At 71.2% G+C, this 22388-nt stretch carries 20 protein-coding genes; 14 read left to right on the top strand and 6 right to left on the bottom strand.

What is annotated here, in order from left to right:
- Positions 1–124: 124 nt before the first annotated feature.
- The 3 genes from HFP15_RS14310 to HFP15_RS14300 form a co-directional block, all read right to left on the bottom strand.
- Positions 125–1675, bottom strand: coding sequence for a fatty acyl-CoA synthetase (locus tag HFP15_RS14310; RefSeq protein ID WP_168515577.1), 1551 nt, complete (start codon positions 1673–1675; stop codon positions 125–127).
- Positions 1676–1744: 69 nt separating this feature from the next.
- Positions 1745–2923 (bottom strand): acyl-CoA dehydrogenase family protein, encoded by a 1179-nt coding sequence (locus HFP15_RS14305; RefSeq protein WP_168515576.1) that lies wholly within the window; start codon positions 2921–2923, stop codon positions 1745–1747.
- 83 nt (positions 2924–3006) lie between these two features.
- Positions 3007–5586, bottom strand: coding sequence for an ATP-binding protein (locus tag HFP15_RS14300; protein ID WP_168515574.1), 2580 nt, complete (start codon positions 5584–5586; stop codon positions 3007–3009).
- 240 nt (positions 5587–5826) lie between these two features.
- Between HFP15_RS14300 and HFP15_RS14295 the strand changes: the two genes are divergently transcribed.
- Genes HFP15_RS14295 through HFP15_RS14285 form a run of 3 tightly spaced genes read left to right on the top strand, consistent with a single transcriptional unit; the run spans position 5827 to position 7297 of the window.
- The gene (locus HFP15_RS14295) at positions 5827–6204 is read left to right on the top strand and encodes a nuclear transport factor 2 family protein (RefSeq protein WP_168515572.1); all 378 of its coding nucleotides are present in this window, start codon (positions 5827–5829) and stop codon (positions 6202–6204) included.
- Complete coding sequence (locus HFP15_RS14290; protein WP_168515570.1) at positions 6204–6818, top strand: 3,4-dihydroxy-2-butanone-4-phosphate synthase; 615 nt, start codon at positions 6204–6206, stop codon at positions 6816–6818. Before HFP15_RS14295 ends, HFP15_RS14290 begins: the two co-directional genes overlap by 1 nt.
- Complete coding sequence (locus tag HFP15_RS14285) at positions 6815–7297, top strand: flavin reductase family protein (protein ID WP_312871590.1); 483 nt, start codon at positions 6815–6817, stop codon at positions 7295–7297. Before HFP15_RS14290 ends, HFP15_RS14285 begins: the two co-directional genes overlap by 4 nt.
- A gap of 53 nt (positions 7298–7350) precedes the next feature.
- On the opposite strand, the gene HFP15_RS14280 is transcribed toward HFP15_RS14285, so the two are convergent.
- The 3 genes from HFP15_RS14280 to HFP15_RS14270 form a co-directional block, all read right to left on the bottom strand.
- On the bottom strand, positions 7351–8187 hold the full coding sequence (locus tag HFP15_RS14280; RefSeq protein ID WP_168515568.1) for a mycofactocin-coupled SDR family oxidoreductase: 837 nt from the start codon (positions 8185–8187) through the stop codon (positions 7351–7353).
- A 131-nt stretch (positions 8188–8318) separates the two neighbouring features.
- The gene (locus HFP15_RS14275; protein ID WP_168515566.1) at positions 8319–9572 is read right to left on the bottom strand and encodes an acyl-CoA dehydrogenase family protein; all 1254 of its coding nucleotides are present in this window, start codon (positions 9570–9572) and stop codon (positions 8319–8321) included.
- A 37-nt stretch (positions 9573–9609) separates the two neighbouring features.
- A complete protein-coding gene (locus tag HFP15_RS14270; RefSeq protein ID WP_312871588.1) occupies positions 9610–10449 on the bottom strand; it encodes a TetR-type transcription factor C-terminal domain-containing protein in 840 nt (279 codons plus the stop codon).
- A 109-nt stretch (positions 10450–10558) separates the two neighbouring features.
- Here HFP15_RS14270 and HFP15_RS14265 point away from each other — a divergent pair, with 109 nt between their 5' ends.
- The 11 genes from HFP15_RS14265 to HFP15_RS14220 all read left to right on the top strand — a co-directional run bounded on the left by HFP15_RS14265 (position 10559) and on the right by HFP15_RS14220 (position 22376).
- Positions 10559–11581: a phosphotransferase family protein gene (locus HFP15_RS14265; RefSeq protein ID WP_168515564.1), complete on the top strand. Its 1023-nt coding sequence runs from the start codon at positions 10559–10561 to the stop codon at positions 11579–11581.
- Positions 11582–11616: 35 nt separating this feature from the next.
- Positions 11617–12462: an SDR family oxidoreductase gene (locus tag HFP15_RS14260; RefSeq protein ID WP_168515562.1), complete on the top strand. Its 846-nt coding sequence runs from the start codon at positions 11617–11619 to the stop codon at positions 12460–12462.
- Positions 12459–13238 carry an enoyl-CoA hydratase-related protein gene (locus HFP15_RS14255; protein WP_168515560.1) on the top strand — a complete coding sequence of 260 codons (780 nt, stop codon included), beginning with the start codon at positions 12459–12461 and terminating at the stop codon, positions 13236–13238. The genes HFP15_RS14260 and HFP15_RS14255 overlap by 4 nt, the downstream gene beginning before the upstream one ends.
- 165 nt (positions 13239–13403) lie before the next feature.
- Positions 13404–14534 carry a helix-turn-helix transcriptional regulator gene (locus HFP15_RS43875; RefSeq protein WP_168515558.1) on the top strand — a complete coding sequence of 377 codons (1131 nt, stop codon included), beginning with the start codon at positions 13404–13406 and terminating at the stop codon, positions 14532–14534.
- A 170-nt stretch (positions 14535–14704) separates the two neighbouring features.
- Positions 14705–16030: a cytochrome P450 gene (locus HFP15_RS14245; RefSeq protein ID WP_168515556.1), complete on the top strand. Its 1326-nt coding sequence runs from the start codon at positions 14705–14707 to the stop codon at positions 16028–16030.
- Positions 16027–17235: an NAD(P)/FAD-dependent oxidoreductase gene (locus HFP15_RS14240; protein ID WP_168515554.1), complete on the top strand. Its 1209-nt coding sequence runs from the start codon at positions 16027–16029 to the stop codon at positions 17233–17235. The genes HFP15_RS14245 and HFP15_RS14240 overlap by 4 nt, the downstream gene beginning before the upstream one ends.
- A 17-nt stretch (positions 17236–17252) precedes the next feature.
- Positions 17253–17570, top strand: coding sequence for a 2Fe-2S iron-sulfur cluster-binding protein (locus tag HFP15_RS14235; RefSeq protein WP_168515552.1), 318 nt, complete (start codon positions 17253–17255; stop codon positions 17568–17570).
- An 11-nt stretch (positions 17571–17581) separates the two neighbouring features.
- Positions 17582–18694 (top strand): NAD(P)-dependent alcohol dehydrogenase, encoded by a 1113-nt coding sequence (locus HFP15_RS14230; protein ID WP_168515550.1) that lies wholly within the window; start codon positions 17582–17584, stop codon positions 18692–18694.
- On the top strand, positions 18691–20145 hold the full coding sequence (locus HFP15_RS14225; RefSeq protein WP_168515548.1) for an aldehyde dehydrogenase: 1455 nt from the start codon (positions 18691–18693) through the stop codon (positions 20143–20145). Before HFP15_RS14230 ends, HFP15_RS14225 begins: the two co-directional genes overlap by 4 nt.
- Before the next feature lie 111 nt (positions 20146–20256).
- Entirely contained in the window at positions 20257–20844 is a 588-nt protein-coding gene (locus tag HFP15_RS42750; RefSeq protein WP_246271665.1) for a hypothetical protein, read from the top strand.
- A complete protein-coding gene (locus HFP15_RS14220) occupies positions 20817–22376 on the top strand; it encodes an FAD-dependent monooxygenase (RefSeq protein WP_312871587.1) in 1560 nt (519 codons plus the stop codon). Before HFP15_RS42750 ends, HFP15_RS14220 begins: the two co-directional genes overlap by 28 nt.
- Positions 22377–22388 lie beyond the last annotated feature (12 nt).

The following is a 22388-nucleotide window of genomic DNA, read 5'->3' as shown; positions in this document are numbered from 1 at the left end:
CGGTCTACCCGTCCGCACCGGCAACAAATCCTCGATCAACGCCCACTGCTCATCCGACAACAACCGAAACCGCGACACGACAGCAGCATCCCAGCCGACAACCAAGATCTTTGTCAGACACGCCCTAGTCCGCTTTGGGGGACAGTTGGTCCCGCAGCGCGCGTTTGAGGATCTTCCCGCTGGGGTTCTTCGGCAGCGCGTCGGTGAAGACGACGGATTTCGGCACCTTGAACCCCGCCAGCCTCCGGCGGCACCCGTCGATCACGTCACGTTCAGTCAGCCCGCTGCCCGGTTTCGCGACGACCACCGCGGTCACCGCCTCGATCCAGCGGGGATGCGCCACACCGATCACGGCGGCCTCGGCCACACCGTCCACTGTGTACAGCGCTTCCTCGACCTCGCGGGTGGCGACGTTCTCCCCGCCCGTCTTGATCATGTCCTTCTTCCGGTCCACGACCCACAGGTAGCCCTCGTCGTCGAAGTAGCCGAGGTCGCCGGAGTGGAACCAGCCACCCCGGAACGCTTCCGCCGTCTGCTCGGGTTTGCCGAGGTAGCCCACGGTGGCGTGCGGGCTGCGGTGCACGATCTCGCCCACCTGCCCCGCCGGCAGCGGCCGGTCCTGATCGTCCACCACCCGCGTCTCGACGTTCAGCGCGGCGCGCCCGGCCGAACCGGGCCGTAGTTCCTGGTCCTCCGGGCCCAGCGCGGTGGCCAGGGAGGCCATTTCGGTCTGTCCGTAGAAGTTCCAGAACCGCATGTCCGGCAGGCGCCGCTTCATCTCCCGCAGCACCTCCACGGGCAGCGCCGAGGCGCCGTAATAACCCTTGCGCAGCGAGCTGATGTCGGTGGGGCCGAGTTCCCGCAGCAGGGAGATCCACACCGTCGGCGGGACGAACAGGTTCGTCACCCGCTCCGCCTCGATCGCGCGCAGCATCGCGGCGGGATCGGGCCGGTCGAGGATGATGCTGGTGGCGCCCAGATACAGGTCGGTGGACAGGAAGTTGTCCAGCTGCGCGCAGTGGTAGAGCGGCATGGCGTGCAGTTCGACGTCGGCGGTCTCCATCCCGCCGGTGACGATGCAGCTGGTGTACTGCCACATCAGCGACCGGCTCGTGAGCATCGCGCCTTTGGGCCGCGACTCCGTGCCGGAGGTGTACATGATGCGGATGACCTCGTCGTCGCCGACGTCGGCCGGCTCCGGGCGAGCGTCCTTTTCGGACCATTCGGCGAAGTCCGCCCAGCCGGGCGGAACCGGCTCACCGGCCAGTGCGATGACCGCCCGGATCCGGACTTCCTGCTCCGCCAGTGCTTTCTCGGCCACCGGCAGGAGCGCGTCCTCCACGACGAAGGCGTCGGCAGCGCAGTCGCGCAGGATGTAGGCGACCTCGCCGCCGGTGAGCATGAAGTTGACCGGCACGAACACCACCCCGATGCGCGCGGTGGCGAAGCCGAGCACGGGGAACTGCCAGCAGTTGCGCGAGAGCACCGCCAGCTTGTCCCCACGGCGAAGGCCCGCCGCCTGCAGCGCCGCGGCGACCCGGTCCACCGCGGCGTCGAAGTCGGCGAAGGTGAGCCGGACATCGCGATGCACCAGCGCCGTCTTGTGCGGGAAACGGGCGGCCGAGCGGCGCGGGATATCGGCGAGGCTGTGCGCCCGCGCTCGTTCGACGGTCACGCGGAACTCCCTGTCGTTGAAGTGGAAACCGCGCGGGCAGCCCGGCGGCCGGGCTGCCCGCGCGGGTGCTCAGGCGGTGCGCAGGTAGCCGGGCAGGATGTCCTGCGCGGCGTCGACCAGCGTCATCGGATCGACCAGCAGGTGCTGGGTCGCCACGACGGCGTCCCGGGTGCAGCGGCCGAGCGCGCTGGGGTTGCGGATCGACTGGCTGCCGCCCCAGCGGTGCGCGAACCCGACGACCTCGCCGGCCACCTCCTGGACCCACGTGGTCACCTGGCGCATCCGGGCCCGCTGTTCGGCGGTGATCTCCTCACCCGCGGCGGCGGTCTGCTCCGCCTCGCCGTGGATGTCGTAGACGTAGGCCCGCGCGGCCTGCAGCAGCGCCTCGTACTTGGCGAACTCACGCCGGAACAGCGCCGAGTCGCCGACGAACGTGTCGTAGCCGGGGCGGGCCTTGCCCGAGGAGATCGTCACGATCTCCTGCAGCGCACGGGTGGCCAGCCCGAGCGCGACCGCGGAGTGCCCGCCGACGCCGATGCCGAGCAGGCCGAGCTTGTACAGCGGCTCCGGCCGCACCGGCGTGGTGGAGAAGGTGTCCATGGTGTGCTTCTCGGGCACGAACACGTCGGTGACCGCGTAGTCGTAGCTGCCGGTGCCGACCATGCCCATCACGTTCCAGTTGCCCAGGAACTCGATCTTCTCGCGCGGGATGAACGCCACGCGGCACACGGGGTCCCCGGTCTCGCTCAGCAGCGGCTGGCCGTCGTCACCGTGCACCACGAAGCCGGCGCCGATCCAGCTGGCGTGCGCCGAACCGCTGGCGAACTGGTAGCGGCCGTTGACGAGATAGCCGCCGTCGACGCGCACGGCCTTGCCGGTCGGCAGGATCATGCCGGCCGTGATCCCCGGCGTGGGCTGGTCGAACAGCTCCCGCGCGCCTTCCTCGCTGAAGAAACCCACGGCGATGCCGGTGCTGAACGCGTTGGCCATCAGCGCCCACCCGGTCGACCCGTCCGCCCGCGAGATCTCCTCGATGACCTTGAGCGAATCGACCATGCCCAGTCCCAGGCCGCCGTACTCCTCGGGCACCATCAGCCAGAACAGCCGCGCTTCGATGAGCGCGTCGACGACGGGACGGGTGATCGTGGTCTCGCGCTCGATGGTGTCGGCTTCGCTTTCGATGAGCGGCGCGACGGCCTTCGCCCGGGCCAGGGCGTCCGTGGCCGGGCGGGCGAGGGTTCCGGTCATGTGCTTGGTCCTCTCTGACTGCACTCTTGGCACCGTTCACAGTGCCGCCGGAACCCGGGCGCCACACCCGGGCCACCACGTGGTCAGCCACCCGCTTTCCGCCACTGCGCGACCTGCGCGCGCCGGGACAGCCCGAGCTTGTCCAGGATGTGCTCGACGTGGCCCTCGACCGTGCGGTGGGAGATGACCAGTTTCTGCGCGATTTCCCGGTTGGTCAGCCCGTCCGCGACGAGTTCGGCCACCTCGGACTCCCGCCGCGACAGCTGCGGTCCGCCGGGGCGGACCCGGTTGACCCCCGTCCGCTCGCCGAGCGCGAACTCGAGCGCCTCACCCCGGGAGAACCGCTGGCCGCGCCGGAACGCCGACTCGTACCCCTTGTCCCCCAGTCCTTTCCTGGCCTGGCGTTCGAACCGGGTGCGCTGTTCGAGCCAGTGCGCGGAGCCGTAGAGCTGCATGCCGACCGAGGCCCACAGCGTCTCGGCCGCGCCGAGCAGCACCGCGGCCCGTTCGGCTTCGCCGCGCGCGGCCTCGCTCCACGCGAGCAGATCCGTGGTCAGCGACAGGCCGATCGTGTCGTCGAAGGGCTGCTTCATGCGCAGGCTTTCCAGCGCGTGCCGGACGGCCTGGTCGTGGTCACCGCACATGAGCGAGGTCAGGCCCAGCCCGTACACGGCGTAGGACAGCATCCAGCGCTCGCCGTGTTCCTCGCACTGCGGGCGCAACGCTTCGAAGTGCCGCAGTGCTTCGTGGGTGTTGCCGGCGAAGATGTAGAGCAGTCCGAGGTGGACCCGCAGCGAGCCCACCAGGTCCGGCGGCGCGCCGGTGCCCTCGTAGCGCCCGAGCGCCTCCAGCAGGATCCGTTCCGAGTTTTCGAAATCGCCGCCGAAGAACGCCACGAGCCCTTGTTCGTGCCGGTTGTAGGCCAGCCCGAACGCGTCCCCCGCCGCCTCGGCCTCCGCCATGCCTTCGGCCAGCGCGCGGATCGCGGCCTCGCGATCCCCCTGCAGCGCGGCGACCAGCCCGAGCGTCGCGAGCGCACGCGCCCGGTCCGGCGACGGATCACGCTCGGCGTCGAGCGCCCGTTCCAGCCAGTACCGGTGTTCGGTGAAGGAGAAACCGGCGGCCCACAGGAACCAGGGCTCGCCGATCAGCCGCGTCCCCTCCTCGCCCCGGGCCAGCGCCGTCTCGAACGCCGTGCGCAGGTTGGCGTGTTCCAGCCGCAGGTCCACGCACCACTGACGCTGCCGTTCGCCGAACCACTGCCGGGTGACCTCGCCGATCATCCGCGCGTAGTACGCGTGGTGCCGGATGCGCAGTTCGGCGACCTGCATGTCGTTCAGCTTCGCCTGGCCGTACTCGCGCAGCGTCTCCAGCATCCGGAACCGGACCTGGCCTTGGTGTTCCTCCCGCAGCAGCAAGGATTTCCCGACCAGGCCGTCGATCCCGTCGACGATGTCGTCCGCGGAGAGCCTGCTGTCCTGGCAGACCTCCTCGGCGGCCTTGAGCGCGAAACTCCCGGCGAAGACCGAGGTGCGGATCCACAGCCTGCGCTCGACCGGATCGCACAGCTCGAAGCTCCAGTCCACTGTGGCCTGCAGGCTGCGATGCCGTTCGGGGGCCGCCCGGTTCCCGCCGGTCAGCAGCCGCAGCCGGTGCCCGAGCCGGTCGGCCAGCTCGGCCGGTGACAGTACGCGCAGCCGCGCGCAGGCCAGCTCGATCGCCAGCGGCAGCCCGTCCAGCTGGGCACAGATCCGCCGCACCAGCGCGAGATTGCCCTCGTCCAGGCAGAACTCCGGCAGGATGTCGCGGGCGCGGGCGGTGAACAGGGTGACCGCGCTGTCCCCGTGTTCGCCGGTTTCCGGCACCGGCAGCGGTGCGACGGTGACGGCGTGCTCGCCGGGGATCGCCAGCGCTTCCCGGCTGGTGGCGATGATCCGTAGTTCCCTGGCGCCGTGCAGCAGGAAGCTGGCCAGCTCGGCGCACGCGGCGAGCAGGTGCTCGCAGTTGTCGAGCACCAGCAGCAGCTGCCGGTTGCGCAGGTAGTCGGTGAGCAGCTGCTGCGGGCGCGCGGAGCGGTCCCGGATGCCCAGCGCGTCGACGAGGGTCTGCGCCAGCAGCGCCGGGTCCCGCAGCGCGCCGAGCTCGACCCAGCGCACCCCGTCGGCGAAGGCGCGGCGGACCTTGTCCGCGGCCCGGATCGCGAGCCGGGTCTTGCCGACCCCGCCCGGTCCCAGCAACGTCACCAGCCTCGCCGAACCCAGCACCTGCCGGATCGTGGCCAGTTCGCTCTCCCTGCCGACGAATTCGGTCAGCTGCGCGGGCAGTTCGGCGCTCGGGCTCAGCGGGGACGCGGCGGCGGGCGGCCGCGCCTGGGCGCGCAGCGTCCGCACCCGGTCCTTGAGCACCGTCATGGAGTGGTCCCAGCCGATGTGCTCGGCGATCGCGGTGACCGTGATCGCCGGGTCCGCTTCGAGCAGCGCGCGGATCTCGGGTTCGCGGGCGTCGGCGACGGACCCCCTGGCCTGGGCCGGCTCCGGCGGTTCGTCGAGCTGCAGGGCGCGCCGCACCGTGTTGCGCGAGATGCCCCGGTGCCGGGCGATGGCCTTGATCGGCATCCCGTCCGCGTGCAACTGCCGGATTTCCCGCCAGTCCTGCGCATTCATGGCGATGCCTCCTCGTTGAGGCGTCAGTTCGGTGACGCTGGGTGCGGGAGCAACTATGCGGGGGCGGCGAACCACGTGTCAAGGACGGCCGTGATTGACCCCCTCGGTCGTGTCGCCGCCAGAGATCACGCAGGTCAGCGGGCCGGCCCGAACACGTGGCGGATCACGGGTGATCCCGGTACCGGCCCGGACCGCACTCGGCCAACCTCGGCGGAGCAACACGATCCGAAGGGAGAGAGCATGAGCAATCAGCAGCCGGTGGAGGTCGCGGAGCGCTTCGTCGAGGCGTACAACTCGGGCGATCGCGACGCGCTTCTCGCGCTGTGCGCCGAGGACATCCACGTCGTGCACCACAACCGGGGCGTGGAGCTCAACGACCGCAACGCCTTCGGCGACATCATCAAGGGCTTCGAGGCGGCGTTCCCGGACAAGCACTTCGAAAACCGCCGCGCCCGGCACGCCGACGGCGACACCGTGGTCGTCGAGCACACCTGGGTGGGCACGGCGCAGGCCGACGTCCCGGGGTTCGCGAGCGCCGGTGACGTGGCCCGGATCGACCTGTGCAGCCGGTACACCATCCGCGACGGCCTCGTCGTCGAGTACCACGACTACGGCTGATGAGCACGGCACCCGGGACACGGGTGACCGCCGCGCTCGCCGGCGGTCACCCGGTCATCGTTCTCGACGAGCACGGCACCGCCGAGCTCGTGGTCGCCGCGGCAGTGGCGAGCACGAGCTCGCTGGCGTTTCTGATCCGGCACGGGTCCGGGTTCGTGCGCGTCGCGCTCACCGGCCAGGCCTGCGACCGGCTCGGCCTGCCACCCGTCACCGCGCGCGGCCCGTACCGCTGCGCGCAGGCGATCGCGGTCGACGCGGCCGAGGACGTGAGCACCGGTATCTCGGCCGCCGACCGCTGCCGCGCCGTCCGGTTGCTGGCCGATCCGGCCACGGAGCCGGGACAGCTGCGGCGGCCCGGGCACACCGTGCCGCTGCGGGCATGGCCGACGGGCGGCGTCTTCGACGAACCCGGCGTCGCCGAAGCCGGGGTCGAGCTGGCCCGCCTGGCCGGCCTGGAACCGGCTTCGGTCCTTTGTGGACTTGTCTCCCGGAGCGATCCGTGCGCGATGGCCGGGCACGCCGAAGCCCGGGCCTTCGCCGGCGAACACGGGCTGTGCGTGACGAGCGTCGCGGAGCTGTTCGCGGTGGCGGCAGAGGAAAGGAGAGCTGGGTGAACGGATTCGACGCGGCCGCGTTCCGCACCGCGATGAGCCGGTTCACGACCGGGGTGGTCGTGGTGACCGCACCCGGGCCGGTCGGCATGGTGGTCAGTTCGTTCACGTCGGTGTCGCTGGAGCCGCCGCTGGTGCTTTTCTGCGCGGGCAACGAGTCCACGACCTGGCCGCGGATCCGGGAAACCGGACGGTTCTGCGCGAACGTGCTCGCCGCGGGACAGGAATCGGTCGCGCGGCGCTTCGCCGGTCCCGGCGACCGCTACGACGGGATCCGCCATCTCACCGGGCGGCACGGCAGCCCGATCCTCGACGGCGTACACGCCTATGTGGACTGTGAGATCGCCGAGGAGTACCCCGGCGGCGACCACACCATCGTCGTGGGCCGCGTGCTGGAGCTGGACACCGGGCAGGGCACCGGCCCGCTGGTGTTCCACCACAGCAGGTTCCACGACGGCGCGGGCCTCAACGCGGTCTGCTGAACACACAAGAGAAAGCCCGGCCGTGCGCGCGGCCGGGCTTTTCCTTGTGGTGCCTACATCTTCACGAGCGCGCCCGCGTCGACCGGCAGCGCGATCCCCGTGACGTAACGCGACTCGTCGGAGGCCAGCCACGCCACAGCCGCGCTGATGTCACGCGGCTCGACCCACGGGATCGGCAGCACGTTCATCGCGGCCTGGCACGCCTCGCGGAAGTCCTCGTGCGTCGGGGACTGCAGGTCCGGCCGGAACAACCGGTACATCGCCTCGTGGTCGATCATGTCGGTAAGCACCGACGTCGGCTGGATCGCGTTGCACCGGATCCCCTGCCCGCCGAGCTCGTTGGCGATGGAACGGCACAGGCCGATGACCCCGTGCTTGGCGGCCACGTAGTGCGCGAAGTTCGGGAAGCCCTGCGTGCCGCCCGTGGAGCTGATGAGCACGATCGACCCGCCGGTCCCCTGCTCGATCAGCGTCGGGACGGTCGCGCGGACCGTCTTCCACACACCGGAGAGGTTGACGTCGATCATCGTGTCCCACTGCTGCTCGGTCAGCTCGTGCACCGGCGCCGAGGAGAACACACCCGCGTTGGCCACCACGACGTCGAGCCGGCCCAGGCGGCTCACCCCGTCGGCGACCGCCTCGGACAGCGCGCCGAGATCCCGCACATCGGCCTCGTGCGCCACCACCTTGCGACCGGCCTTCTCGATGTACGCGGCGGTTTCGGCCAGATCGGCCGACGTCGCCCCCGCGTACTCGGTGGTCGGCACCTGGCCGCAGATGTCGACGATGATCAGGTCGGCGCCCTCGGCAGCGAGCCGCACCGCGTGGGAACGGCCCTGTCCCCTGGCGGCACCGGTGACCAGCGCGACCTTCCCGTCAAGATTTCCCATTTTCGCAGACTCCCGTCGTCGTTAACGGATTTCGTGCCGAGCCTGCTCGCCGGGGCGACGGGATGGCACCGGGTGACCACGTGGTCTCGCACCCGCGTCCGGGGTGGCGGCCGCTGACCCCCCGATCGCGCTCAGGCCGGGGGCAGCACCGGGGCCTGCTTGAGTTCGGCCTTGGCGATGGAACGCAGGTGCACCTCGTCGGGTCCGTCGAACAGGCGCATCGCGCGGTGCCAGGCGTACATGGCGGCCAGCGGGGTGACGTCGGTGACGCCGGCGCCGCCGTGGACCTGGATGGCGCGGTCGATGACACGGGTGGCGGCACGGGGGACGGCGACCTTGGCCATCGCCACGAGGTTGCGGGCGGCCTTGTTGCCCTCGACGTCGATGACGTGGCTGGCGCGGTGACACATCACGCGTGCCTGTTCGATCTCCAGCCGGGACTCGGCGATCTGGTGCTGCACCACGCCCTGGTCGGCCAGTGGGCCACCGAAGGCGACCCGGTCCTTGGCGCGCTCGACCATCAGCGCGAGGGCGCGTTCGGCGGCGCCGAGGGCACGCATGCAGTGGTGGATCCGGCCGGGGCCGAGCCGGGCCTGCGCGGCGGCGAACCCGCCGCCTTCCTCGCCGATCACATTGTCGACGGGCACCCGGACGCCGTCGAACCGCACCTCGGCGTGGCCGTGCTGGTCGTGGTGGCCGAACACGGGCAGGTCGCGCACGACCTCGACGCCGGGGGTCTCGCGCGGGACGAGCACCATCGTCTGCTGCCGGTGCGCGGGCGCGGCCGGATCGGTCTTGCCCATCACGATGAACACCGCGCAGCGCGGGTCCATCGCCCCGCTGGTCCACCACTTGCGGCCGGTGATCACGTACGAGTCGCCATCACGTTCGATGCGGGTGGCGATGTTGGTCGCGTCGCTGCTGGCGACCTCCGGCTCGGTCATCGCGAACGCCGAGCGGATCTCCCCGGCCAGCAGCGGCGCCAGCCATTCCTGCTTCTGCCGTTCGGTGCCCAGCAGGTGCAGCAGCTCCATGTTCCCGGTGTCGGGTGCCTGTCCGTTGATCGCCTCGGGCGCGAGGTCCAGGCTCCAGCCGGACAGTTCGGCGATCGGCGCGTACTCCAGCTGCGTGAGCCCGGACTCGGCGGGCAGGAACAGGTTCCACAGCCCTTCGGCTTTCGCCTGCTTCTTCAGTTCCTGCACGATCGGCGGGACCACGTGGTCCTCGGGGCCCGCGGCACGGCGGTGAGCGAGGTACTCCGCTTCGGCCGGGAGCACTCGTTCCCGCATGAACGCCACCATCCGCTCCTGGAGTTCGCGGGCACGAGCGGAGGGCGCGGGAAGATCGTAGTCGAACACGAACAACTCCTGAACAAGGCCGATCATTTGGTCGGTTCGACCGTACGGCGCGGCCTGGGGCCTGTCAACGCGCGGCCCGGACGACGTCCAGCGCGAACTCGACGTACTGGCGGGCGACCGTTTCCGGCGACGACGGCCCCGACGGCGACCACCACTGCGGCAGCGCGGTGCACATCGTGACCACGGCGCGCGCGGCCTCCTTCGGCATCGGCGTGCGCATCACGCCGCGCCGGCAGCCCTCCACCACCTCGTCGTCCACCATGTGCTGCATCTCCTGCCGGGAGGCGGCGATCCGCAGCCGGCTGGACTCCTCCAGGCTGCGCATCTCGCTCGCCCCGATGAACCCGAGCTCGCGACGGTGGGTGTGAAACAGCGCCAGGCACTCCACGAGGCGGGTGAAGCGATCGACCGGACCGTCCACTTCGGCCCGTGCCGCCCGTGCCCTGGCGAGCAGATCGTGCATCGTCAGATCCAGCAACGCCACGAGCAGATCCTGTTTCGTGGGCCAGTGGTGGTAGACCCCCGGCACGGACAGCCCGGCACGCTGCGCGATGTCGCGGATGGTCGCGCCGTGATAGCCGAGCTCCACGAACGCCTCCAGCGCACCGGCCAGCGGCGGCTCCAGCCGCAGCGGCGGGAAGTCGCGCCAGCTGCCCCGCCCCGGCAGCGGCGCATCACGCAGCAGCGACGGGTCGATCCCGAGCAGGTCCGCGGCCTTGCCCAGACGGGTGCCGTCGATCTTCGTGCGGCCGTTCTCGACGGCGCTCCAGGTTCCGGCACTGACCTCGAGCGCACCGGCGATCTCGCGCAGCGTCATCCCCGCCGCGCGCCGGGCCGCACGCAGCCGCAGGCCGACTTCCTTCCTGGCGTCGCGATCCTCCGGCGCTATCCCACGTCCTGCCACCAGCTTCGTCCTCTCGGCACTTGACAGTTCCGACCGCCTCGTGGATCGTACTCGAAGTCTTGTTCAGTTTTACCGTGCGATCGATCGGTCGCGAGAGGTTTGGCCACTGATGACGGAAGCAAGTCCTCCTGGGGTGTCCGTGCCCGCGCTCGAGAAGTTCCTCCGGGACTCGGTACCCGGGCTACTGACCGGGCCGTTGCGGGTCGAACTGCTCTCCGGCGGCCGGTCGAACCTGACCTACCTGCTCACCGACGGCACCGGCCGCTGGGTGCTGCGCAGGCCGCCGCTGGGACACGTGCTGGCGACCGCGCACGACATGGACCGCGAATACCGGGTTCTCTCCGCCCTGCACCCCAGCGAGGTCCCCGTTCCCGAGCCGATCGTCAACGCCGGCTCCGAGGTGCTCGGCGCGCCGTTCTACGTGATGGCCTTCACCGAGGGCGACGTGCTGCGCGAGCGCAAGCAGCTCGATGCCTTCGACAGCGCGGGAGCGACCCGCCTGGCCGACGCTCTGGTCGAGGTGCTCGTCCGGCTGCACGACACCGACCCCGCCGCGGTGGGACTGGGTGATCTGGGGCGCCCCAACGGATATCTCGAACGCCAGCTGCGGCGCTGGGCCCGGCAGCTCGAAGCCTCGCACAGCCGGGATCTGCCCGAGCTCACCGCGCTGGGCGAGCGTCTGGGGCAGCGCGTCCCGGACGCCGGCGCGGCCGCGATCGTGCACGGCGACTACCGCCTGGACAACATCGTCGTCGACTCCGCGACCGGCGGGGTGGCCGGCGTGCTCGACTGGGAGATGGCCACCCTGGGCGACCCGCTCACCGATCTGGCCTCCACCGTCATCTGGTGGGACGGCATGAACGGCCTGGACAACCCGGTCGCCGCCGCGCCCGGCGAGGTGCCCGGCTTCCCGTCCGGGCGGTTCCTGATCGAGGCCTACGCCCGGCGCGGCGAGCGCGATCTGACCACCTTGCCGTGGTACCTCGGTTTCGCCTTCTACAAGATGGCCGCCATCTTCGAAGGCATCCATTACCGGACCCAGCAGGGGCTCACCGTCGGCGACGGGTTCGACCGCCTCGGCGCCATGGTCCCCGCTCTCATCGAACGCGGCCACGCCGCACTCGGCTCCTGAACATCGAACAGCGAGGAAGACGAGGAAGACTCAGCATGACCACGTTGAAGGGCCGCACCCTGCTCATGTCCGGCGGGAGCCGGGGAATCGGCCTCGCGATCGCGGTTCGCGCGGCACGCGACGGCGCCAACGTCGTGATCCTGGCCAAGACCGACCAGCCCCACCCGCGCCTGCCCGGCACCGTGCACACCGCCGTCGCCGAGATCGAGCAGGCCGGCGGGCAGGCCGTCGCCGTGGTGGGTGACGTGCGGCGGGACGAGGACGCCGAACGCGCCGTGCAGACCGCGGTCGACCGCTTCGGTGGCATCGACGTCGTCGTGAACAACGCCAGCGCGCTCGACCTGCGTGGCACCACCGACATCCCGATGAAGAGCTACGACCTGATGCAGAACATCAACGCGCGCGGCACGTTCCTGCTCAGCAAGCTCGCCATTCCGCACCTGGCCGGCAGCGACCGCGCGCACATCCTGACCCTGTCGCCTCCCCTGGACCTCCGTCCCCAGTGGGCGGGCGGCTATCTGGCCTACACCATGGCCAAGTACGGGATGAGCCTGGTGACCCTCGGCCTGGCCGAAGAACTGCGCGAACTCGGCATCGCGGCCAACTCGCTGTGGCCACGCACGACGATCGCCACCGCCGCGGTGGCGAACCTGCTCGGCGGCGAGGACAGCGTCGCCCGCTCCAGGACCCCCGACATCGTCGCCGACGCCGCGCACGCCATCCTCGTGCGCGACAGCCGCGCCTGCACCGGCAACTTCTATCTCGACGAAGAAGTCCTCGCCGAAGAAGGCATCACCGATTTCGCCCGCTACCGCGCCGGCGAGGATGATCAGCCGCTGGATCCCGATCTGTTCCTCGACCCGGTGGAGACGTCCCGATGAGCCCGATCTCGTACGCCTGCCAGGACGGGAGCGCCCGCATCCGCCTGGCTCGAGGGGATCGCGGAAATCCCATCAATCAGTCCACAGTGGACGCATTGGCGGCGGCCGTACGGCAGGCCAGGACCGACGACGCGCACGTCGTGGTCCTCTCCGCCGAGGGCCGCGCGTTCAGCGTGGGCGGTGATGTCTCCGCCTTCGCCTCGGCCGGCGATGTCGAGCACATGATCGACGATCTCGCCGACAGCCTGCACCGCGCGATCAGCGAACTGCACCGCATGGACGCCGTCGTCGTCGCGGCCGTCCAGGGCGCCGCGGCCGGCGCCGGGCTGGCTCTCGCCGCGGCCGCCGACCTCGTGCTCGCGGGCGCGTCGGCCCGGTTCACCCTCGCCTACACGAAGCTCGGCTTCTCCCCCGACGGCGGAAGCTCCCTGCTCACGGCGTCGCTGGGCCTGCACCGCGCGCTGCGGCTCGCGCTGCTCAACCCCGTCGTCACCGCCGAGGAAGCCCGCGAACTCGGCCTCGTCGCGGAGATCCATCCCGACGATGAGCTCGAGGCCGCCACCGACGCCGTCGCGCGGCAACTGCGCGCGGGCTCGCGGGCCGCGCAGGTCGCCACGAAGCGTCTGCTCCGCGAGACCGCCACCCCCGCCACCGAAGCCGCCCTACGCCGCGAAACCCTGTCGATCAGGGCCCGCGCCGCCTCCGCCGACGGCCGCGAAGGCGTGGCGGCCTTCCTCGGCAAGCGCGCGCCGAAGTTCGGGCAGGGCCAGGGGTAGCCGCGGCGTTCGAAAGCCCGGCCGCGCCACCGCGTGCGGGCCACCCCCTTCCGGGAGGTTTTTCTCTCCCTTAGGGAGGCATTCGCCCGGGCCGGGGGTGCTCCTCGCCGGAGGTGGGCCGACAATCGGCCGGACAGCGCAGTGCACATCGGCGAGGAGGCGGCTGTGAACGACGACGTTCAGGCGAGCCGGCACGGCGGTCTCGACCCCGTGGACGAGTCGCTGCGGCGCGCACGCGAGCTGTTGCGCGCCGTCGCGACGCTGACCGGCGATTCCGACCTCGCGGGCCAGGCCGTGCTGCGGGATCCGCGGGCCGCGCTCGCGAGGGCGGAGAGCGCGATCGTCCAGGCGCTGACGCGGTCCGGTGAGCGGACGGTCCGCGCGCAGCTCGCGGCGGCGTTGTCGCAGGTCACCGTGCTGCTCTCGCGGCTACGGGAGGCCCGGCTGGAAGCGCGGTCGGCGGCGATCGAGGACCTGCACCGGAGCCTGGCCCGGCTGCGCGCCGCCGGTTCGGTGGCCGACCTCGTGGACCAGGCGCCCATCGAGCTCAACCGCCTCGGCTACCAGCGTTCGTTGTTCTGCCGCCTGTCCGGCCCGAACTGGAGCCCCCGCTCGGCGTTCGCCCACGCCGATCCGCAGCTGGCGCACGATCTCGTCGAGATCGGCACCGCCGTGCCCGGGCAGCTGGGCCGCGAGCTGCCCGAAACCGAGGTGGTCCGCACCCGCACGCCGGTGCTCGTCGAGGACGCGCAGCACAATCCGCGCGTGCACCACCGGCTGATCAACCTCGCCAGGACCCGTGACTACGTGGTCGCGCCGTTGATCGGGCGCGGCGAGGTCATCGGGCTGGTGCACGCCGACCGGCACGCCGAAGCCGGCGGGATGACCGCCTTCGACGTGCGCCTGATGGGGCTGTTCGCCGAGGGGCTGGGCTGTGTGCTCGAACGGGTCGTGTTCGCCGAACAGCTGCGGCGGCTGCGCGACCAGCTGACCGAGCAGGCGCGATCGGTGGACGAGCTGATCGACGGTTTCGGCGGTCTCGGCGAGCCCGGACCCACTCCCGGGCCGGATCCGCTGGGACGCCTCGACGGGCCGTTCGCGGAACTGACGCGCCGCGAGCTCGACGTGTTGCGGCATCTGGTCAAGGGCCGCACGAACAGCCAGATCGCGGCCGAACTGTTCGTCTCCCCCGGGACCGTGAAAACGCACGTGAAGAACGTGTTCCGCAAGCTCGGCGTCGCCAACCGCGCGGAGGCCTCGGCCCGCTACCACGCGCTGACCCGGCACAACCGCTAACTCGGCACCACCCGCGAAGGCGGCCGTCCCGCGACGGCCGCCTTCGCCATGCCCGGGGGTGAAAACGCGGGGGAGAAATCTCTTCCCGCGGGGTGATGCACGACACGCCGAGTTGGCCCAAAGATTGGACCACAACGCGCAACGACGCCGTCCACCCTGGAGGGGATTTCATGACCACCACGCCCGAGCTGTCCACCCGCCCGATCCCGGACGAGATCGCCAGGCAGGTCGTGCTGCCGGAAGGGCACCGGCACGACGGCCCGCTCTTCGAGGCCTACCGGTGGCTGCGCGAGAACAACCCGCTGGGCCAGGCCGAGGTCGAGGGCTACGACCCGGTCTGGCTGGTGACCAAGCACGCCGACATCATGGAGATCGAGCGGCAGCCGCACGTGTTCACCAGCGGCGGCGGGGACGAGCCCGGTTCGCACAACCCGATCCTGCAGAACCAGGCCGGTGACGCGTTCACCAAGCAGCTGACCGGTGGCAGCCTGCGCATCCTGGACACACTGACCTACCTGGACCCGCCCGAGCACACCGAGATCAAGGACATCGCCAACGACTGGTTCCGGCCCGCGAACCTGAAGAAGTGGGAGGAGCGGATCCGGACCCTGGCGAAGGAGGCGATCGCCACATACCTCCACGGCGGCGCCAACGACATCGACTTCGTCCAGGAGTTCGCGCTCTACTACCCGCTGCACGTGATCATGAGCCTGTTCGGTGTGCCCGAATCCGACGAGCCGCGCATGATGACGCTGACGCAGGAGTTCTTCGGCACCGCCGACCCGGACGCGCAGCGCGAGGACATCGAGCCGCTGACCCCGGAGGCCGCGGCGCAGCAGTGGTCGGCCGCGATCCAGGACTTCTACGCCTACTTCGACAAGCTGGTCGAGGACCGGCGGGCGAACCCGCGCGACGACCTGGCCACGATCATCGCGCGGGCGAAGGACTCCGGCGGTGAGTACTACCGCAAGGAATTCGCCTACGGCTGGTTCATCGCGATCGCCACCGCCGGGCACGACACGACGTCGAGCACGATGGCCGGCGCCATCGAGGCGCTCGCGCAGTTCCCCGACCAGCTCGCGAAGGTACAGGACAACCCCGCCCTGATCCCGGACCTGGTCAACGAGTGCCTGCGGTGGGTCTCCCCGGTCAAGCAGTTCACCCGGCAGGCCACGCAGGACTACGTGCTGCGCGGCCAGCAGATCCACAAGGGCGACCGGTTCATGTTGCTGTACCAGTCGGCCAACCGCGACGCCGACGTGTTCGACGAGCCGGACACCTTCCGCCTGGACCGCAAGCCCAACAAGCACATCGCGTTCGGCTACGGCCCGCACATGTGCATCGGGCAGCACCTGGCCAAGCTCGAACTGCGGATCATGTTCGAGGAGCTGCTGCCGCTGATCGAGAGCGTCGCGGTGACGGGCGAGCGCAAGTCGGTGGTGACCAACTTCGTGGGCGGGCTGCGCAGCCTGCCGGTCCGGCTGGAACTGCGGTGAACGACCGGGTCCTGATCGTCGGTGCCGGGCACGCCGGCGCCACGCTGGCCGGTCTGCTGCGGCAGGCCGGCCACGCGGGCCCGCTGCACGTCTTCGGCGACGAACCGGACCTGCCGTACCACCGGCCGCCGCTGTCGAAGAAGTTCGCCGACGGCGAGCCGGCGCAGTGGCTGCGGCCGGCGGAGTTCTACCGCGAACAGGACATCGGCGTGCACGTCGGCGAGCACGTCGTGGCGATCGACCGCAGCCGCCGCACGCTGTGCACCGCGTCCGGCGGTTCGCACCCCTACGACCATCTCGTGCTGGCCACGGGTGCGCGGCCGCGGCGGCTTACGGTGCCCGGCGCGGATCTCGACGGGGTGGTGTCGCTGCGGACGCTGGCCGACGCCAGGGTGCTGCGCGCGTGCCTGGCGCGGCGGGGCCCGCTCGCGATCATCGGCGGCGGCTACATCGGCCTGGAGGTCGCGGCGGTCGCCAGGGCCAACGGGGTGGACGTCACCGTGCTGGAGCGCGAAGACCGCGTGCTGGCGCGCGTGGCGAGCCCGCGGTTGTCGCAGATCCTGGCCGCACACCACCGCGAGCAGGGCACGAGCATCCGCACCGGCGCCGCCGTGTCCCATGTGGACGGTCACGGCGGACGGGTGCGGGCGGTCGTGCTCGCCGACGGTTCCGAGATCCCTTGCGAGGCGGTCCTGGTCGGCGTCGGCGCGGTACCCCGTGACGAGCTGGCGATCGCGGCGGGTCTGCACTGCGATCAGGGCATCGTCGTCGACGCGCGGGCGCGGACGAGCGATCCGCGCGTCCTCGCGATCGGCGACGTGACGCGGCGCCCGCTGGGCGAGCGCCACGTCCGCCTGGAGAGCATTCCGAGCGCGACGGAACAGGCGAAGCAGGCCACGGCCACGATCCTCGGGTGCGCCCCGGTCACCGCCGAGGTGCCGTGGTTCTGGTCGGATCAGTTCGGCCTGAAGCTCAAGATCGCCGGGCTGGTCCCGCCCCGGCCCGACACCGTGCTACGCGGCGATCCCGCCACCGGCCGCTTCGCCCTGTTCCACCACGACGGCGGCACCGTCACCGCGGTCGAATCGGCCAACTGCCCCGCCGAGTTCATGGCGGGCAAGAAGTTCATCGCGTCCGCGGCGCGGATCGACCCGGCCAGGCTGGCCGACGATCAGGTCCCGCTCCGCGACGCCGTCCTCACCTGAAACAACGGAGCACCACCATGCCCAAGGTCAGCTACTCCCTGCCCGACGGAACCGTGCACGACGTCGATGTCCCGTGTGGACAAAGCGTCATGGACGGCTCCGTCCGCAACAACCTCCCCGGCATCGTCGCCGAATGCGGCGGCAGCTGCTCGTGCGCCACGTGCCACGTGTTCGTCGAGGACGGACAGTCCTTTTTCGACGAGCCCACCGACGAGGAGCGCGAGCTGCTCGAATTCGCCGACGGCGTCCGGCCCGATTCGCGCCTGTCGTGCCAGCTGATCCTCACCGACGACTGCCAGGGTGTCCGGGTCACCGTCCCGGACACCAACGGCTGAAAGGAATCCTCATGCAGATCACCGCGGCCGTGGCCGCCGAAACCGGCGGCACCTTCACCCTCGAACGCGTGACGCTCGACGATCCCGGCCCCGGCGAGGTGCTCGTCGAGATCGCCGGAGTCGGGCTGTGCCACACCGACCTCGCCGCGAAGGACGGCCATCTCCCCTTCCCGCTGCCCGGTGTGTTCGGCCACGAAGGCAGCGGCGTCGTGACCGCGGTCGGCGAAGGTGTCGGCAAGGTCAGGCCCGGCGACAAGGTGGCGCTCAGCTTCAACAGCTGTGGCCGGTGCACGCAGTGCACGGCGAACGAACCCGCCTACTGCCAGGAATTCATGGCCCGCAACTTCGCGGGTGCCCGCCCGGACGGGTCGGCCACGCTGCACCGCGACGGGCAGGCACTCGGCTCGGAGTTCTTCGGCCAGTCCTCGTTCGCGACACACGCCCTCGCCCACGAACGCAATGTCGTGAAGGTGCCCGACGACGCGCCGCTCGAACTGGTCGGCCCGCTCGGCTGCGGGGTGCAGACCGGTGCCGGCGCGGTGCTGAACTCCCTGGACTGCCGTGCCGGCAGCACCTTGCTCGTCCTCGGCGGCGGTTCGGTCGGGCTGTCCGCCGTGCTGGCCGGGGTCGTGCGGGAACTCGGGCGGATCATCGTCGTCGAGCCGCACGCCGCACGGCGCGACCTCGCGTTGTCCCTCGGCGCGACCGACGTGCTCGACCCCGCGGCAGGCCCGCTGCCCGAACAGGTCCGGGCGATCACCGCGGAGGGAGCCGACTACGTCATCGACACCACCGGCATCGCCGACGTGCTGGGCCAGGCGATGCTGGCACTGGCGCACCGCGCGAAGGTCGGCATCATCGGTGTGCCCGCCGATCCCGAGGCCGCGCTCGCGCTGAACCTCATCCAGGCCCAGGTGCTCGGCGTGCGGGTCATGGGCATCGTCGAGGGCGACAGCGACCCCGACGTGTTCATTCCCGAACTTCTCGAACTGCACCGCGGTGGCCGGTTCCCCTTCGACAAGCTCATCACGACCATGCCGTTCACCCGGATCAACGAAGCCGTCGCCGCGCAGCACCGCGGCGAGGCCGTCAAGATCGTCCTCATCCCCGGAGACCAGTCATGACCATCGACTACGACAAGCTTTACCTTGGCGGGCACTGGAAATCGCCCGCGGGCCGCGAGCGGATCGAGGTGCGTTCCGCCGCGACCGAGGAACTGCTGGGCAGCGTGCCGGAAGCCGCCGAGGCCGATGTCGACGAGGCCGTCGCCGCCGCGCGCCGGGCGCTCGACGATCCGGCGGGCTGGTCCCGCTGGCAGCCCGCCAAGCGAGCCGAGGCGCTCGAACGCTTCGCCGTGGCGCTGGAAAAGCGTGCCGAGGAGACCGCGCGCCGCGTGACCATCCAGAACGGCATGCCGATCACGCTCGCGCACCAGTTCGAGGGCGGGTTCCCGCCGGTGCTGCTGCGGTATTTCACCGGGCTGGTCACCGGTCGCGAGCAGGAAGAGACCCGGCCCGGGATGCTGGGCGGCAGCTCACGGGTGATCCGCGAACCCGTCGGCGTCGTCGGGGCGATCGTGCCGTGGAACGTGCCGCAGGCCATCTCCTTCCTCAAGCTCGCACCGGCGCTGGCCGCGGGCTGCACGGTGGTGCTCAAACCCGCGCCGGAGACCGTGCTCGACGCGATGCTGATGAGCGAGGCCGCCGCCGAGGCCGGACTGCCCGAAGGCGTGCTCGGCGTCGTGCCCGGAGGCCGTGAGCTGGGCGCCTACCTCGTCGCGCATCCCGGTGTGGACAAGGTGTCGTTCACCGGTTCCACCGCGGCCGGCCGCGCCATCGCCGAGACGTGCGGGCGCCTGCTGCGGCCGGTCACCTTGGAGCTGGGCGGGAAATCGGCCGCGATCGTGCTCGACGACGCGGACCTGGCGTCCACGATCGAGAGCTTCTTCGCCGCGACGCTGCTCAACAACGGCCAGATCTGCTGGCTGGGCACCCGGGTCCTCGCGCCGCGGGCCCGCTACGGCGAGGTCGTGGACACCATCACCGACCTCGCCCGCTCGCTGAAGGTCGGCGACCCGCTCGCGGACACGACACAGGTGGGCCCGCTCGTCTCGTCCCGCCAGCGTGACCGGGTCGAGTCCTACATCGCCAAGGGGCGCGGGGAAGGCGCGCGCCTGACGGCAGGCGGCGGCAGGCCCGCGGGCCTGGACCGCGGCTGGTTCGTCGAGCCGACGGTGTTCGCCGACGTGGACAACGGGCACACCATCGCGCGGGAGGAGATCTTCGGGCCGGTGCTCTCGGTCATCCCCTACTCCGGCGAGGACGAGGCGATCGCGATCGCCAACGCCAGCGACTACGGCCTCGGCGGCACGGTGTGGACGTCCGACCCGGGCCGCGGCGAGGCGGTCGCCCGCCGGGTCGCCTCCGGCACGATCGGCATCAACGCCTACGCCAACGACCCCACCGCCCCGTTCGGCGGCGTCAAGTCCAGCGGCATCGGCCGCGAGCTGGGGCCGGAGGGTCTGCACTCCTACCAGGTCTTCAAGACGATCTACCTGGACACCACCCGCGGGTAGCGGCGGCCGGCGCGTTGGTTACCAAGGTCCGTCCGGTAGGGGACGTTACGTCCCTGGCCGCCCGGACGGAGCCCTGAGACGGTCGAACCGTCCCACGGGAGGGAGACCGCGATGGACAACGCGCCGGTAAGCCGCCTGGCGATCAGAGGGCCGCTGCCCGCCGGCACGGCATGGTCGTCGGTGCTGCGCTGTGTCGTCACCAGTTTCGCGATGCTGCTGCGCCGGCGGGTCCACCTGCCGCGCGGCAGCCTCGGTACGGTGCTCCGGTTCGCCGACGGCACCGAGGGCCGGGTCTACCGGGAGACGGTGTCGGACCGCGTCCCCCGCGACCCGTGCTTTCTGGCCGTCTCGTTCCGGCTTCGCGCGGTGCGGGGCCGGGGGCACACCCTGTTCCGCTGGGAGAGCCTGCTCAACACGCCGTTGTTCGTCGGTTTCCCGGGGTTCGTGTCGAAGCTGTGGCTGAGCCACGACGGCAACGGCGTCTACCGCGGCCTGTACGAGTGGGACGGTGCCGACGCCGCCGAGTGGTACGCGCGGTCGCTGTGGCGCGTACTGGCCCTCGTCAGCGTTCGCGGTTCGATCGACTACCGGGTCTTCCCTGGCCTGCGGCGCGACGAGATCCTCGCCGACCCTGCCGTTCTGGCGCGACGGGCACGACCGGAGGAACGGGCGTGGTGGCGGGTGGTCGGGGCGCGGTGAACGCCCAGGTGGATGTCCTCGTCGTCGGCGCGGGCCCGACCGGGCTGGCCACGGCGCTCCAGGCGCACGAGCACGGCGCGACGGTACGGATCGTGGAGCGCAGACCGGATCCGTTCCGGCCGTCACGGGCGATGGTCATGCACTCGCGCACGCTGGAAAGCCTCCGGCCGCTGGGCGTGACCGCCGGCCTGCTCGACCGGGGCGACCGGACCCCGCGAGCCGAGCTGCACCTGGGCACCAGGCGGGTGTCCGCCCAGCTGGCGGAGACCGCGTTACGGGACACGGCGTTTCCGCACTTGACGATGCTGCGGCAGATGGACGTCGAGGACGTGCTGACCGAGGCACTGAGAACCCGCGGCGTCGAGGTCGAACGCGGGACCGAGTTCGCCGCCCTGCGCGAGGACGCCACGGCCGTGTACGCGACGCTGCGCGCCGAGAACGGGTCCGAGGAGACGCCGTGCCGGTTCGTCGCCGCCTGCGACGGGCCCGACAGCACAGGCCGCCGTCTCGCCGGCATCGGCTGGGCTGGCGGGCCCTATCGCGAGCAGGTCGTGCTCGCCGACGCGGAACTCGACGGCGACCTGACACCGGGCGTCATGCACGTCGTCGCGGCCCGGCCCGGCCTGGTGTTCCTGTTCGCTCTCGGGGAGGGCGCGACCTGGCGGCTGCTGGCCACCCGGCCGTGGCGCCGCGACGGCGCGCCGTTCGGACAGCCGGGAGGACCGGTTCCGCTCGCCGAGGTGCAACGGATCCTGGACACCGCGGGATTGGGCGTCACCGTCCGCAGGCTCGCCTGGTCCGCCCAGGTCGGGCTTCAGCACCGGCTCGCGCACGCCTTCCGGCGTGGACGGCTGTTCCTCGCCGGCGACGCCGCGCACTCGCATTCGCCCGCCGCCGCCCAGGGAATGAACACCGGGATACTGGACGGGCTGAACCTGGGCTGGAAACTGGCCTTCGCCCGCCGCCCGGGTCCCCACGCGACACTGCTGGACTCCTACGAACAGGAGCGGCGGCCCGCGGCGTGGCAGGTACTCGCGCTCACTCATCTGGTGTTCTTCGCCGAGGCGTCGACCAGCCGGCTGCCCGCGCTTCTGCGCGGGACAGTGATCCCGCTGCTGGCCCCGCTGTTCCCGGTGCTGCTGAAGGAACCGCACCTGATGGCACAGGTCGTCCGGCTCCTCTCGCAGCGGTGGGTGCGCTACCGCACCAGTCCGCTGTCGGTGCAAGGCAGACCGGGCGGCCCCGGCCCCCGGCCCGGTGACCGGCTGCCCGACGAGGATGTCGTGTGCGAAGGGCAAGCGGTGCGGCTACACGAGCTGACCGCATCGCCCGGCATCCACCTGCTGGTGGCGCGCGACGGGCCCGCCCTCGACGGCACACCGCTCGGCGAGCACGTCACCGTGCACCGGATCAGCAGCTGGGCCGGGACGGGACTGCTCGCCGCGCGGCCCGACGGTCATGCCGGGTTCCGCTGCGGCGCGGGTGACATCCGCGCGCTCTCCGGATGGCTGGACCTCGTCGCCGCCCGCTGAACCGACCGCGCC

Origin of the sequence: Amycolatopsis acididurans (assembly GCF_012328925.1) — a bacterium.
In the GTDB taxonomy this organism is placed as follows: domain Bacteria; phylum Actinomycetota; class Actinomycetes; order Mycobacteriales; family Pseudonocardiaceae; genus Amycolatopsis_E; species Amycolatopsis_E acididurans.
The sequence above is the reverse complement of the archived record's forward strand: the minus strand, read 5'-3'. Positions and strand labels throughout refer to the sequence as shown.

Excerpts from the sequence above, each read along its gene's own strand:
- HFP15_RS14305 (WP_168515576.1), bottom strand. The coding sequence starts at position 2,923 with ATGACCGGAACCCTCGCCCGCCCGGCCACGGACGCCCTGGCCCGGGCG.
- HFP15_RS14300 (WP_168515574.1), bottom strand. The coding sequence starts at position 5,586 with ATGAATGCGCAGGACTGGCGGGAAATCCGGCAGTTGCACGCGGACGGG.
- HFP15_RS14295 (WP_168515572.1), top strand. The coding sequence starts at position 5,827 with ATGAGCAATCAGCAGCCGGTGGAGGTCGCGGAGCGCTTCGTCGAGGCG.
- HFP15_RS14290 (WP_168515570.1), top strand. The coding sequence starts at position 6,204 with ATGAGCACGGCACCCGGGACACGGGTGACCGCCGCGCTCGCCGGCGGT.
- HFP15_RS14280 (WP_168515568.1), bottom strand. The coding sequence starts at position 8,187 with ATGGGAAATCTTGACGGGAAGGTCGCGCTGGTCACCGGTGCCGCCAGG.
- HFP15_RS14275 (WP_168515566.1), bottom strand. The coding sequence starts at position 9,572 with ATGATCGGCCTTGTTCAGGAGTTGTTCGTGTTCGACTACGATCTTCCC.
- HFP15_RS14265 (WP_168515564.1), top strand. The coding sequence starts at position 10,559 with ATGACGGAAGCAAGTCCTCCTGGGGTGTCCGTGCCCGCGCTCGAGAAG.
- HFP15_RS14260 (WP_168515562.1), top strand. The coding sequence starts at position 11,617 with ATGACCACGTTGAAGGGCCGCACCCTGCTCATGTCCGGCGGGAGCCGG.
- HFP15_RS14255 (WP_168515560.1), top strand. The coding sequence starts at position 12,459 with ATGAGCCCGATCTCGTACGCCTGCCAGGACGGGAGCGCCCGCATCCGC.
- HFP15_RS14245 (WP_168515556.1), top strand. The coding sequence starts at position 14,705 with ATGACCACCACGCCCGAGCTGTCCACCCGCCCGATCCCGGACGAGATC.
- HFP15_RS14235 (WP_168515552.1), top strand. The coding sequence starts at position 17,253 with ATGCCCAAGGTCAGCTACTCCCTGCCCGACGGAACCGTGCACGACGTC.
- HFP15_RS14230 (WP_168515550.1), top strand. The coding sequence starts at position 17,582 with ATGCAGATCACCGCGGCCGTGGCCGCCGAAACCGGCGGCACCTTCACC.
- HFP15_RS14225 (WP_168515548.1), top strand. The coding sequence starts at position 18,691 with ATGACCATCGACTACGACAAGCTTTACCTTGGCGGGCACTGGAAATCG.
- HFP15_RS42750 (WP_246271665.1), top strand. The coding sequence starts at position 20,257 with ATGGACAACGCGCCGGTAAGCCGCCTGGCGATCAGAGGGCCGCTGCCC.